This is a genomic window from Marinomonas balearica, from assembly GCF_004362145.1.
GTDB lineage: Bacteria > Pseudomonadota > Gammaproteobacteria > Pseudomonadales > Marinomonadaceae > Marinomonas > Marinomonas balearica.
Genome location: NZ_SNXC01000011.1, coordinates 316,282 through 328,850 on the forward strand (window position 1 = coordinate 316,282; position 12,569 = coordinate 328,850).

Sequence of the window (12,569 nt, forward strand, 5' to 3'; positions counted from 1 at the left end):
AGAAAATAGCAGAGTTAAGTGATGAGATAAGGATGTTTGCGACAATTTTTTGCCAGAATACACTGAGGAGGTTGTTTGAAAATTCTAATAGAACTCTCATAGGGCATCGGAAGTAAACAAACGCAATAGTCAGACTATCCACTTAAAAGGATGTTGTAAGAAGCGTAAAAATGCCTTGAAGATGTATAACAAAAGAAAAAAGAAGTTTCCCAAGTTGCCGTTTCGGCTATTGGCCTTGAACCCAGTGGTTCAAGGTGGATAGATCTGGAGCTCTTTAGGCTTTCCGACGCACGGACATGCACACCAAACTCACAGGCTCCGTCCGGGTTTTTGCTCATAGGCTCAAGGGCGTTAAGCCGCTTCGAACAACCCAGGAAACAAACGCAGTATAGATGAACTTAATAATAAAATCATCTGGCATAACAGCTATCGTTTCCTATGCCATGAAGAAATTTCGTGTGGAAAAGGCTTGAAATGAGGAAATGAGATTACGGAGTATACAATTACTAACCTGCTTTTGTTTGATGTGATAGAGCAGAATCAAGCTGAGAGGTAAGCTCTCTAAGCTGTTGCTCATTTGAACGTGCGTATTTTCGACCACTCAACATATCGTGAGTAATATTCAATGCTGCGATGATGGCTATTTTCTCAAGGCCAATCACTTTGCCGCTGGCGCGGATTTCTTTCATTTGTTTGTTTAAATACTCTGCCGCTTCATTAAGGTCGGCTTCATGTCCTTTAGGGCAATTAATTTTATAATATTGACCTAAAATATCGACATCGACTGTTGGCTTTTCCATCATTTTTCCCCACGCAGGCTAATTTCTGCACAAATTGCATTATTCGAGACACTGGAACATTTTATGCCGCGTGTAAATTGGTTACAATTGCGCACTTAACTAAATACATAAGATTTATAGCAGATTAAAGCCAATATGGAAATCAACCCAATCCTTTCTAAGATAAAAGACCTTTCTGAGCGCTCCCAAATTCTTCGGGGGTATCTTTGACTACGATGCTAAGAAAGAGCGTCTAGAAGAAGTAAGTCGTGAATTAGAAGATCCAGAGATCTGGAACGACCCTGAATATGCGCAAAAATTAGGTAAAGAACGTTCCGCTTTGGAAACCGTAGTTGAAACACTGGATAATTTGGAATCTGGTGTAGAAGATTCACGAGATCTTCTGGAGATGGCGGTAGAAGAAGATGACGCTGATTCAGTAGAAGCGGTTGAGCTAGAACTTGCCGATATGGATGAGCAGTTAGCTAAACTTGAATTCAGACGGATGTTTTCGGGTGAAATGGATGAGAACTCCGCATTTTTGGAAATCCAGTCAGGGTCAGGTGGTACAGAGGCTCAGGATTGGGCCAATATGTTACTGCGTATGTTCTTACGCTGGGGGGAAGATAAAGGCTTTAAAGTTGAGCTTATGGAAGTCTCTGAAGGTGAGGTCGCGGGCATCAAATCAGCCACAGTGCGCTTAGATGGCGAATATGCTTTTGGTTGGTTAAGAACGGAAACCGGCGTTCATAGGTTGGTTCGTAAATCGCCATTTGATTCGGGCAATCGACGCCACACTTCGTTTGCTTCGGTTTTCGTTTCGCCTGAAATCGACGATAACGTCGAGATTGACATCAACCCAGCAGACCTTCGCATTGATACGTACCGTTCTTCAGGTGCGGGTGGTCAACACGTGAATACCACCGATTCTGCGGTACGTATTACGCACGTTCCGACAAACACGGTCGTACAATGTCAAAACCAACGTTCTCAACATGCAAACAAAGACTTTGCGATGAAACAATTGCGCGCGAAGTTATATGAACTTGAGATGTTGAAACGCTCAGAAGCGGCTCAAGCCTTAGAAGAAACAAAATCTGACATCGGCTGGGGCAGTCAAATTCGCTCCTATGTATTGGATGCGTCACGTATTAAAGACCTGCGTACTGGGGTTGAATCGTCCAACACAGGTTCTGTTTTAGATGGAAACCTGGATCAATTTATAGTGGCGAGTTTAAAACAAGGGCTTTAATGGATTACGCCCATAATTTACGATAGATTTCTTTGCGCAAGCGTGCGCGAATGAAGACATAGATTAATTTTTAAGAGTAGATAAAACACATGTCGAACGAAACGAATACAGAAAATGCATTGGCAAGTGAAGATAACCGTTTGGTTGCTGAACGCCGTGCGAAGCTGGCTGCCATCCGTGAAGAGCGCATTGCGTTTCCAAATGGTTTCCGCCGAGATGCATATGCAGCAGATCTTCAGTCTGAGTTCGGTGATTTTGAGAAAGCCGATCTAGAAGAAAAAGATCACAAAGTATTCATTGCAGGTCGTATCGTTCGTAATCGTGGTGCCTTCATGTTGCTTCAAGACATGACAGGTCAAATTCAGGCGTATGTAAACCGTAAGGCGTTAGCGCCAGAGTTGTTAGCTGAGCAGAAAACATGGGATTTGGGAGACATTATTGGTGTCTCTGGACCAGTCCATAAATCGGGTAAAGGTGATCTTTACATCGATATGCAAACGGCAGAGTTACTCACTAAATCGTTGCGCCCGTTACCCGATAAACATAAAGGTTTGGCGGATATGGAAATGCGTTACCGCCAACGTTATGTTGACTTGATTGTAAATGAAGAGTCTCGCACCACATTTGAAATGCGTTCAAAGATTATTTCTACAATTCGCCGCTTCTTAGAAGATCGCCGTTTTATGGAAGTTGAAACACCAATGTTGCAAACAATACCGGGTGGCGCGACAGCACGTCCTTTTGTTACGCATCATAATGCGATGGATATGCAGATGTACATGCGTATTGCGCCCGAGCTTTATCTTAAGCGTTTGGTCGTAGGTGGATTTGAGCGTGTATTTGAGATCAACCGTAACTTCCGTAATGAGGGCGTTTCGACTCGACACAACCCAGAATTTACTATGATAGAGTTTTACCAAGCCTATGCTGACTATAAAGATCTAATGGATCTTACAGAAGACATGCTTCGTACTGTATCAGAGAAAGTATTGGGAACAACGACGGTTTCATATCAAGAACACGAATTTGATTTCGGTGCTCCATTTGCACGTATGACGATGCTTGAATCAATTCTGCATTTTAATCCAGAATTGACCGCTGAAGACCTTAGTACAGTCGAGAAAGCAACAGAAGTTGCGAATAACCTTCATATTGACGTTAAGCCAATTTGGGGTCTTGGTAAACTGTGGACTGAAATATTTGAAGAAACGGCGGAGAGTAAGCTAATTCAACCTACGTTCATTACGGAATATCCAGCAGAAGTGTCTCCGTTGGCGCGCCGCAATGATGCGAATGAGTTTATTACTGATCGTTTTGAATTTTTTGTAGGCGGACGTGAAATAGCGAATGGCTTTTCAGAGCTTAACGACCCTGAAGATCAAGCTGAACGTTTTCGTCGTCAAGTTGAAGAAAAGGATGCGGGCGATGATGAAGCAATGCATTATGACGCGGATTACATCAACGCATTGGAATACGGTCTTCCGCCGACCGCAGGAGAAGGTATTGGTATCGACCGTCTGGTAATGTTGTTTACCGACTCCCCTTCGATCCGCGACGTTTTATTGTTCCCACATATGAAGCCTCAAGACTAAGAGAGGTTTTTGGATTAGATGTAAATAAGGCCTCAGATGAGGCCTTATTTTTATAAAAAATGACCCTTACCGTTCCTATAAAGAGCGCATACCAAGGGGTGATTTCCCAGACAAAGGAAAAGAGTATGAGCCGTTTTTGGACTGATAAAATTGCAAACCTTGATCCATATGTGCCCGGTGAACAGCCACAGGACAAGAAGTATATTAAGCTAAATACCAATGAAAGCCCCTATGCGCCGTCACCAAAGGCTGTTTCGGCTATGCAGGATATGGTTGGAAGCGATTTGCGCTTATATCCAGACCCAAACAGTTCTTCGCTCAAGAAGGCGTTGTCTAAAAGTTATGGGTTAGAAGAAAATCAGGTATTCGTGGGCAATGGTTCTGATGAAGTCCTTGCACATGCATTTATGGGATATTTTTCGGGTGGTAAGCCATTAGCCTTTGCTGACATTACGTACAGTTTTTATAAGGTATATGCGCAACTTTATAGCATTACACCGAAAATTATTCCGTTAACCGAGAGTTTTGATATTGATGTTCAAGATTATCAAGACCTTGATGTCTCTGGTGTAGTAGTGACAAACCCTAATGCCCCAACAGGAAAAGCGTTGTCGCTGGATAAAATTGAGTCGGTATTACACGCAAACCCCGATGTGGTGGTATTAGTCGATGAGGCATATGTTGATTTTGGTGCAGGCAGTGCTGCGAGTCTGGTTAATCAATATCCAAATTTACTGGTAGTGCAAACCCTGTCTAAATCTCGTGCATTAGCGGGTATTCGAGTGGGATACGCTCTTGGTCATAAAGACCTTATTGAAGGTCTGGAGAGAATTAAGAACTCATTTAATTCTTACCCGATTGATCGCATTGCATTGGCGGGCGCGACGGCGGCCGTTGAAGATGCTGAATACCTGCGTGAAATCAGTGAAAAGACTATTGTTACTCGGCAGTGGGCTGCTATAGAACTAAAAGCATTGGGCTTTCAGGTATTGGACTCATCGACTAACTTTGTGTTTGTTACACACCCTGAAAAACAGGCAGAGTCGATTTACATGGCATTAAAAGAACAGGGGATTCTCGTTCGCTACTTTGGCAACAAGCCTAGAATTGGTGAGTACATGCGTATCACAATTGGTACGGATGAAGAAATGAATGCATTGATTGACGCTCTGAGAGCGCTTATTTAGAGCGGTTATATAAAAATATCGCACATTCTTACATGTGCGATATTTTTGTTTTACTTTTAGATCGTCGTGAGCTTTGTTTCGATTGCGGCAAGAATTCCGTCCGCATCCAATCCTATTCGTTTTAACATATCTTGATGCTTGGCGTGCTCTTCGTACCGGTCAGGTAAGCCGAGGTGAAGGGTCGGGATAAGGATGTTTTCCTCAAGCAAAAACTCCGATACAGCGGAGCCAGCACCGCCCATAATGGCATTCTCTTCAACGGTAACAAGCAGCTTTTTACCGCGCAAAGAACGTAATACCTTATGATCAAGAGGTTTCACAAAGCGCATATCGATTAGCGTGGCGTCTAGTGTGTCTGCCGCTAGCCTTGCATCATATGTAGGTCGCCCAAATGAACAGATTACAATGCCGGAATTGCCTTCATGAAGCGTACGTGATTTTCCTAATTCTATGGTATCAAGCTGTTCGCTCATTTCGATACCTACACCTGTGCCTCTAGGGTATCGAACCGCTGCGGGGCCGGGGTATTCATATCCTGTTTGCAGCATTTTTCGGCACTCGTCTTCATCAGAAGGGGCCATAACGATCATGTTGGGAATGCATCGTAAATAGCTTAGGTCGTAAGCTCCTGCATGTGTTGGACCGTCTTCACCTACTAGACCCGCTCTGTCTATCGCGAACAATACGTCTAGATTTTGCAGTGCGACGTCGTGAATTAGCTGATCGTAGCCACGCTGTAAAAAGGTAGAATAGATCGCTACAACGGGTTTCATTTCGTCGCATGCCATACCCGCTGCTAATGTAACGGCATGCTGTTCGGCAATTGCGACGTCAAAATAGCGTTTAGGGAAGCGTTCAGCAAACTCGATTAGGTCTGAGCCTTCTTTCATCGCTGGAGTAATTGCAGCTAAACGGCCGTCAGCCTCAGCTGCGTCACAGATCCATTTCCCAAAAATATTACTGTATTTTGGAAGTGCTTTTTTAGTTTCTTTCGCACTACTTTTTGATCCAGATACTTTATCAGGGTCAATTTTGTTGATGGCGTGATAACCAATAGGATCGCCTTCAGCAGGTTCAAAACCTTTGCCTTTCTTAGTAATAATATGAAGGAATTGAGGACCTGAACGGTCTTTCATATTTGAAAGGGTTGAAAGCAACAGCTCTATGTCATGTCCATCGATAGGGCCAATATAGTTAAACCCTAATTCCTCAAACATTGTGCCGGGTGCAACCATACCCTTCATATGCTCTTCCGCTTTACGTGCAATTTCTAAGGCTGTCGGAAGACCAGAAAAGACTTTTCTACCCCCTTCTCGAATATGGGCATACGTTTTACTAGCCCAGATACGAGAAAAATAATTGGACAGTGCGCCAACGGGTGCAGAAATAGACATCTCATTGTCATTTAGGATGACGAGCATGTCGGCTTTTACATCGCCTGCATGGTTGAGTGCTTCAAATGCCATTCCTGCCGACATGGCTCCGTCGCCGATGACAGCAACGGATTTTCGCTCTTTCTCTAAGATCTTGTTCGCAATAGACATGCCTAATGCGGCTCCAATAGAGGTACTGGAGTGACCGACACCAAACGTGTCGTAGTCGCTTTCTCCTCGTTTAGGAAAGCCTGTGAGACCGTTTTCCTGACGGATAGAGAGAAGTTTATCTCTTCGACCTGTTAGGATTTTGTGAGGGTAGGCTTGGTGTCCAACATCCCACACAATACGATCTTCCGGGGTATCATAGATATAGTGAAGCGCGACTGTTAATTCTATTACGCCTAAGCCGGCTCCAAAGTGGCCGCCCGTTTGGCTAACGCTATATAATAAATATTCCCTCAGCTCTTTGATCAGAGTAGGAAGCGCATCTTTAGGTAACGCGCGAAGATCAGACGGTTTATCGATCTGATCTAACAAGGGAGTATTGGGGCGACTCGTTGGAAATTCTTCGAACAGCATGGGCACCGAATAAAGTTATGATTTTTAGAAATGTAATTATGCCGTAAGTATATCAGTGGTTACGACTAATAATATAGTTCGCTAACTGGATTAGCGGCGCTGCTTCGTCACCAAATGGTGAAATAGCGGCAATTGCTTCTTCTTTTAGAGCGTTTGCTTTTTCTTTCGCACCGTTCAATCCAAGAAGCTTAGGGTACGTAGGCTTATTTGCTTCCGCATCAGAAAACTGATTTTTTCCTAGTGTTTGTGTATCACTGGTTAAATCAATGATATCGTCCTGTACCTGAAAAGCGAGTCCAATAGCGGCAGCGTAGGTGTCGAGACGGGCTAGCGTCTCAATATCTTCGATACCCACGCTTTGAGCGCCCATCAATACACTGGCGCGAATTAAGGCACCCGTTTTGTGTTGATGCATTTCTTCTAACGCTTTAAGAGTAATACTTTGATTGACGTTATTTAGATCAATCATCTGGCCCGTTACCATTCCAAATCGACCTGATGCATGGCTTAGGCTTCTGACAAGCTTTAGTTGAAGGCTTTCGTGGTTGGAAGGTAGATGTTCGCTTTGGTGGTTATATGGGGCGCTAAGGAGCTCAAAGGCGAATGTTTGCAATGCATCCCCTGCCAATATAGCGGTCGCCTCATCAAATTGTATATGGCATGTTGGTTTACCGCGTCTAAGGTCGTCATCGTCCATTGCTGGAAGGTCATCATGCACTAACGAGTAGGCATGAATAGACTCCAATGCGGCTGCGGCTGCATCGGTCAATGAATTCGGTTTTGAAAACAATTGCGCGGTTGCGTAAACGAGCATAGGTCGAACACGCTTACCACCGTTAAATAAGCTATATTGAATGGCTTCGTGTAGGTAGTTGGCGGCGTTGTAGTGTGTTAATCGATCGGTAAGGTACTGATCCACTCGTTCACAAGAGTAACGTGAGAACTGTTCTAAATTCACTGATTGTCTTCCGGGTTGAAATTTTCTAATCTCTCACCATCTTGTTTTTCAACAAGAATTTGAACTTTTTGCTCGGCTTGAGTTAATACGGATTGGCAATCTTTACTCAACTTAACGCCTTTCTCAAATGCTTTTAGAGCGTCTTCAAGGGACAGTTGATTTGACTCAAGCTGTGTTACAATGTTTTCTAACTCGCTTAAGTTATCTTCAAAGTGACGAACACTGGTTTTACGTGACATTCTGCTTTCTCACTAATGCGCTTAAAGGCGATGTTTGAACTCGGCATATTCTACATTTTGTAACAGAAATTAAACTAATCTTCGAGTTAGATATTCATTAATTACAAATTTATATGACTAGTTAAATCAAAAGTAGGTCAATATTATATAATATTGGGTAAACTATTAGGCATTATAGCTTTTTTATTTAGGAGACGTGTGTGGATCTCGCGACGTTAGTTGGGCTAGTAGGCTCATTTGTTATCATCTTGATGGCGATCATATTAGGTGGCTCCGCCGGGATGTTTGTAGACCCCGCGTCGATATTGATTGTACTGATTGGGTCCACCTTCGTAACGTTGATGCAATATCCGTTAGGACAGTTTTTAGGCGCCGGTAAAGTTGCGGCTAAAGCTTTTATGTTTAAAAGTGTTCCATTAGAAGCGCTTATTGACGAAGTTTATGGCTTGGCGGATGAAGCGAGAAAAGGCGGATTGCTTTCTTTAGAAGGAAAGGAAGTTAGTCACCCATTTTTATCCAAAGGGATTCAAATGTTGGTGGACGGTCATGATGGTTCGGTCGTAAAGGGCCAGCTTTCTAAAGACATGAATATGGCGTTTACTCGACATGATAATGGCGCAAAGATATTTAAAGCGCTTGGCGATGTTGGGCCCGCAATGGGAATGATCGGAACGCTGGTGGGTCTAGTTCAGATGCTTGCAAACATGGATGACCCCAAATCGATTGGACCTGCGATGGCCGTCGCACTTCTTACGACACTGTACGGTGCTATGCTTGCTAACATGATATGTTTGCCGATTCAGGCAAAGCTGGAAAACCGCGCTAACGAAGAGCTGATGTGTCAACAGTTGATCTTAGATGCGTTGCTTGCTATTCAAGCCGGACAAAACCCCCGAGTTCTTGATGGTTCATTGAAAACCTTTATTGCAGAAGGAAAACGAACTGAACGAGAGTAGTTACGTTTTACAAGCGTTTACGTGCAGTTTGTTAGTTGAATGTCATTGGATAAATAAATATGAGTGATGAAGAAGAACAGGATTGTCCCGAGTGTATAGAAGGGCTTCCTGCCTACATGGGAACGTTTGCGGACTTGATGTCTTTGCTTATGTGTTTCTTTGTACTCTTGTTGTCTTTCGCAGAAATGGACGTACTGAAATTTAAGCAACTTGCAGGTTCCATGCGAGAAGCATTTGGTGTGCAAAAACAGATTGAGGCGCAGTCTATTCCTATGGGGACCTCGATCATTGCTCAAGAGTTTAGTCCAGGGCGACCTGAGCCCACGCCGATCAACGAGGTACGCCAAAAAGCGGATGATCGTCCTGAGAATACACTAGAAGTATTGTGTAAACCTGATACTGCCGAGCTTAATGAGCAAGAAGGGGCTGGCCAACCGTCTCCATCTACTTTTGTCGATAAATCTAAAGCGGATCTAGAGCGAGAGAAGCAAATTCAGCAAACAGAAGAGGATGCGCAACAAATTTCTTCTGTAATGAAAGAAGAGATTTCCAAAGGTACTGTAGAGGTAGAGACTCAGGAAAAAACGATCACGATTCGTTTGAAAGACAAAGGATCGTTTGAGTCAGGTTCTGCGGAATTGAACTTCGATTTTATCCCTGTTATTGATATGGTTCGCGAGGTATTGGTTGGGGTTAAAGGCACCATCTCTGTTGAAGGTCACACTGATAATATTCCGATAGAGAGTCGTCGCTTCCAATCGAACTGGCAGCTATCATCCGCTCGTGCTATTGCAGTGGCAGAAGAGCTGTTTACAACAGGGTCATTGGATCAAAGTCGTTTTGCAGTAACAGGTTTTGCGGATACACGTCCTTTGGTGCCTAATGACACATCTGCAAACAGAGCTGAAAATCGCCGAGTAGAAATAGTGATTAAGCAAAATGATCTGTCTAGACCTGTTGTTCGCCAAGGTGTGTCTTCACCGTCGGGTGATGACACCGTTTTTGAATTTGACCAATCAACTATAGATGATACGTTTGAGTTGGCGCCGGATGAAATATTCTAAGATATTTGAGATATAAAGTTAAAAGCGGTCATATTGACCGCTTTTTTCGTTTTAAGGCTGAGATTTTTGAGAAGATTTGATATGGTTTGCGAAATAAACGAATAGGATTATTAACGAATGCGAATCGCGATAATTGGCGCTTCTGGGCGCATGGGGAAAAATTTAATTCAGGCTACTGTTGAGGCGGACGGCGTTGAACTTGGTGCCGCTTTGGTTAAGCCTGGTAGTTCATTAGTGGGTGTTGATGCTGGTGAAATTGCAGGCGTGGGTAAGCTTGGTGTTTCGTTAGTCGATTCACTTGAAAATTGTAAATCGGATTTTGATGTTCTTATCGATTTCACATCGCCAGCTTTGACGATGGAAAATGTCGAATTCTGTTCAAAAAACAATAAAGCAATTGTTATTGGCACAACAGGTTTATCGGATGAGCAAAAGGATGTTTTAGACTCTGCTTCGAATAAAGCGCCTATCGTCTTTGCTCCAAATATGAGTGTGGGCGTTAATCTAACGTTAAAACTATTGGCGACAGCGGCCAAAATTTTAGGCGATGAGTATGACGTTGAAATAGTTGAAGCTCATCATAGGCATAAAGTCGATTCTCCATCTGGCACAGCCCTTAAAATGGGTGAAGTTGTTGCAGAGGCACTGGGAAGAGATCTAAAAGAGTGTGCAGTCTACGGGCGTGAAGGTCAAATCGGTCCACGTACTCAAAAGGAAATTGGTTTTGAGACAATTCGAGCAGGAGACGTTGTGGGTGATCACAGTGTATGGTTCGCAACTGAAGGTGAGCGTATTGAAATCGTTCATAAAGCGAGCAGCCGGATGACATTTGCTAAAGGAGCGGTTCGAGCTGCGAGCTGGTTAGCAGGTAAAGAAAATGGACTTTATGATATGCAAGATGTTCTGGACTTAAACTAAGCTTTTCTAGTTTCATCCTTCTTCGAAAAAATGCCGATATAAGTATATCGGCATTTTTATCTCTGATTGGCCTTATAAGGTCTCTTCCGCAAATTCGGCTAATCGGCTTCGCTCTATTCCGTTTACATGCATAATGCTGGCATATTTGAACGATTTTGATTTCTCTACTAAGTACGTTAATCCTGATGTTAGAGGTGTGATGTATTTGTTATCGATTTGAGCTAGGTTGCCTAACACGATAATTTTTGAATTACTGCCTATGCGGGTCACGATGGATTTAAGCTGGAATTGCGTAAGTCCCTGTGCCTCATCAATTATGATTAGGGCGTTATTGAAAGATCGACCTCGCATAAAGTTGAGAGATTTAAACTGAATGTTTGCTTTCTGTTTAACGTAGTCGATACTGCTAAAGGTATGCTCATCAGCACCGTGGAGGATTTCCAAGTTATCGTCGAAGGCTGCAAGCCACGGCGCCATTTTCTCTTCCTCAGTACCCGGCAAAAAGCCAATGTCCTCTGCCATAGGAGGGGTTGAGCGCGCTACGATAATTTTGTTAAAACGTTTCTCCTCCATCGTCACCTGCAACGCATAGGCCAAAGCTAATAAGGTTTTACCTGAGCCTGCTGGCCCTGTCATGACCATAAGATCGGAGTTGTCGTGGCGTAATAAATAGAACGCCATTGCTTGTTCCATATTTCTAGGGTGTATTCCCCAAAAGCTTTGGTGCATTAATTTTTGTCGATTTAAATCAATAAGATAAACATGTTCTTCATCTGCATTTACAACAAAACCCACAAACTCATTTTGATCTAGAATAAACATATTTAGATACAGAGTAGGGAGTTCCGATTTGTTTATGATATGCACGGTATGGTGTCCGTGTACTTCTGTCTTAACCGAATTAATTGTGTTCCACATTTCACCTTCGATCGTGACATAGCCCTTGTTCATTAAATCTACATCGTCTAATACTTTGTCTCGGCGATAGTCTTCGACCCGTTCTAAACCAGAGCCTTTGGCTTTGATTCTCATATTGATGTCTTTTGTGACAAGACAAACGGAGGCTTTAGGATGGGTTGCCTGAAGGCTTAAGGCGACATTGATTATTCGATTGTCGTTAGCGTGGTCATGGTTTCCATTTAAAAATGGAATGTTATCGGTATTGGTTATTTGTTGATCAGGAAAGATGGCCAGAGAGCCTTCGTGACTGCTGTCTTTTGATTCATCCGTCTCTAGCGAGTGAATGGTGACGCCATTTTGTAGCGCTTTGGGGGAGGCATCACCGACAATCTTGTCAATGGTATTTATCGCAATGCGTGCTTCTCTGCTTACATCCTTGTCACGTCTGTCTTTAATGTAATCTAGCTCCTCTAAAACAGTCATAGGGATGACTACTTTGTGTTCTGCAAAGGCATATATTGCAAGTGGATCGTGCAACAGCACGTTGGTATCGAGAACATAGATCTTTTCCATAAAGTACTCCTGTGTTAGCAAAAACACGTTCACTAATGAGAAAGTTGCGGCTGTTCTTATTATTGGAATTGGGTCGTAAATAGTTAGGTCGAGCGAGGGATTGACTGGGCCACTTTGGCTGTCTGAAGAAGGCCGAATACGGCAAATTTGAGTTTAAAGTCTTAAGTGTTTTTTGCAAATTATGCTTACCAAATAC

The 12,569-nt window shown here is 43.2% G+C and carries 11 protein-coding genes and 1 other RNA gene; 6 read left to right on the forward strand and 6 right to left on the reverse strand.

Translation table 11 applies throughout. The features are described 5' to 3' along the window. Window positions 1–202: 202 nt before the first annotated feature. Window positions 203–380, reverse strand: a non-coding RNA gene (gene ssrS / locus DFP79_RS08875) — 6S RNA. A gap of 126 nt (window positions 381–506) precedes the next feature. Continuing rightward, window positions 507–803, reverse strand: coding sequence for a cell division protein ZapA (locus tag DFP79_RS08880; RefSeq protein WP_243730238.1), 297 nt, complete (start codon window positions 801–803; stop codon window positions 507–509). 132 nt (window positions 804–935) lie between these two features. On the opposite strand from DFP79_RS08880, the gene prfB reads away from it, so the two are divergent. From prfB to hisC, 3 genes are all read left to right on the forward strand, one after another. Then, window positions 936–2,031 (forward strand): peptide chain release factor 2 gene (prfB, locus tag DFP79_RS08885; protein ID WP_133503602.1). Its coding sequence is split into 2 segments (ribosomal slippage): window positions 936–1,007 and window positions 1,009–2,031, totalling 1,095 coding nucleotides; the frame shifts between segments, so codons are not numbered across the junction. An 89-nt stretch (window positions 2,032–2,120) separates the two neighbouring features. Beyond that, window positions 2,121–3,623 (forward strand): lysine--tRNA ligase, encoded by a 1,503-nt coding sequence (gene lysS / locus DFP79_RS08890; RefSeq protein WP_133503603.1) that lies wholly within the window; start codon window positions 2,121–2,123, stop codon window positions 3,621–3,623. Window positions 3,624–3,748: 125 nt separating this feature from the next. Next, window positions 3,749–4,810, forward strand: a complete 1,062-nt coding sequence (hisC, locus tag DFP79_RS08895; protein WP_133503604.1) for a histidinol-phosphate transaminase — start codon at window positions 3,749–3,751, stop codon at window positions 4,808–4,810. Between the two features lie 56 nt (window positions 4,811–4,866). On the opposite strand, the gene dxs is transcribed toward hisC, so the two are convergent. Genes dxs through DFP79_RS08910 form a run of 3 tightly spaced genes read right to left on the reverse strand, consistent with a single transcriptional unit; the run spans window position 4,867 to window position 7,962 of the window. Continuing rightward, a complete protein-coding gene (dxs, locus tag DFP79_RS08900; protein WP_133503605.1) occupies window positions 4,867–6,765 on the reverse strand; it encodes a 1-deoxy-D-xylulose-5-phosphate synthase in 1,899 nt (632 codons plus the stop codon). 52 nt (window positions 6,766–6,817) lie between these two features. Then, a complete protein-coding gene (locus DFP79_RS08905; protein ID WP_133503606.1) occupies window positions 6,818–7,723 on the reverse strand; it encodes a polyprenyl synthetase family protein in 906 nt (301 codons plus the stop codon). Next, window positions 7,720–7,962, reverse strand: a complete 243-nt coding sequence (locus DFP79_RS08910) for an exodeoxyribonuclease VII small subunit (protein WP_133503607.1) — start codon at window positions 7,960–7,962, stop codon at window positions 7,720–7,722. The genes DFP79_RS08905 and DFP79_RS08910 overlap by 4 nt, the downstream gene beginning before the upstream one ends. A 200-nt stretch (window positions 7,963–8,162) precedes the next feature. On the opposite strand from DFP79_RS08910, the gene pomA reads away from it, so the two are divergent. From pomA to dapB, 3 genes are all read left to right on the forward strand, one after another. Continuing rightward, complete coding sequence (gene pomA, locus DFP79_RS08915; protein WP_133503608.1) at window positions 8,163–8,918, forward strand: flagellar motor protein PomA; 756 nt, start codon at window positions 8,163–8,165, stop codon at window positions 8,916–8,918. Between the two features lie 59 nt (window positions 8,919–8,977). After that, window positions 8,978–9,982, forward strand: coding sequence for a flagellar motor protein MotB (locus tag DFP79_RS08920; RefSeq protein WP_133503609.1), 1,005 nt, complete (start codon window positions 8,978–8,980; stop codon window positions 9,980–9,982). A gap of 117 nt (window positions 9,983–10,099) precedes the next feature. Further along, the gene (gene dapB, locus DFP79_RS08925) at window positions 10,100–10,900 is read left to right on the forward strand and encodes a 4-hydroxy-tetrahydrodipicolinate reductase (RefSeq protein ID WP_133503610.1); all 801 of its coding nucleotides are present in this window, start codon (window positions 10,100–10,102) and stop codon (window positions 10,898–10,900) included. 72 nt (window positions 10,901–10,972) lie between these two features. Here the strand turns inward: dapB and DFP79_RS08930 are convergent, their stop codons facing one another. Continuing rightward, complete coding sequence (locus tag DFP79_RS08930) at window positions 10,973–12,373, reverse strand: PhoH family protein (RefSeq protein ID WP_133503611.1); 1,401 nt, start codon at window positions 12,371–12,373, stop codon at window positions 10,973–10,975. Between the last annotated feature and the right edge of the window lie 196 nt (window positions 12,374–12,569).

What these genes read in the sequence shown, in the direction of transcription:
- DFP79_RS08910 (WP_133503607.1), bottom strand. Translation starts at nt 7,962, where the DNA reads ATGTCACGTAAAACCAGTGTTCGTCACTTTGAAGATAACTTAAGCGAG.
- lysS (WP_133503603.1), top strand. Translation starts at nt 2,121, where the DNA reads ATGTCGAACGAAACGAATACAGAAAATGCATTGGCAAGTGAAGATAAC.
- hisC (WP_133503604.1), top strand. Translation starts at nt 3,749, where the DNA reads ATGAGCCGTTTTTGGACTGATAAAATTGCAAACCTTGATCCATATGTG.
- DFP79_RS08880 (WP_243730238.1), bottom strand. Translation starts at nt 803, where the DNA reads ATGATGGAAAAGCCAACAGTCGATGTCGATATTTTAGGTCAATATTAT.
- DFP79_RS08920 (WP_133503609.1), top strand. Translation starts at nt 8,978, where the DNA reads ATGAGTGATGAAGAAGAACAGGATTGTCCCGAGTGTATAGAAGGGCTT.
- DFP79_RS08930 (WP_133503611.1), bottom strand. Translation starts at nt 12,373, where the DNA reads ATGGAAAAGATCTATGTTCTCGATACCAACGTGCTGTTGCACGATCCA.
- dxs (WP_133503605.1), bottom strand. Translation starts at nt 6,765, where the DNA reads ATGCTGTTCGAAGAATTTCCAACGAGTCGCCCCAATACTCCCTTGTTA.
- dapB (WP_133503610.1), top strand. Translation starts at nt 10,100, where the DNA reads ATGCGAATCGCGATAATTGGCGCTTCTGGGCGCATGGGGAAAAATTTA.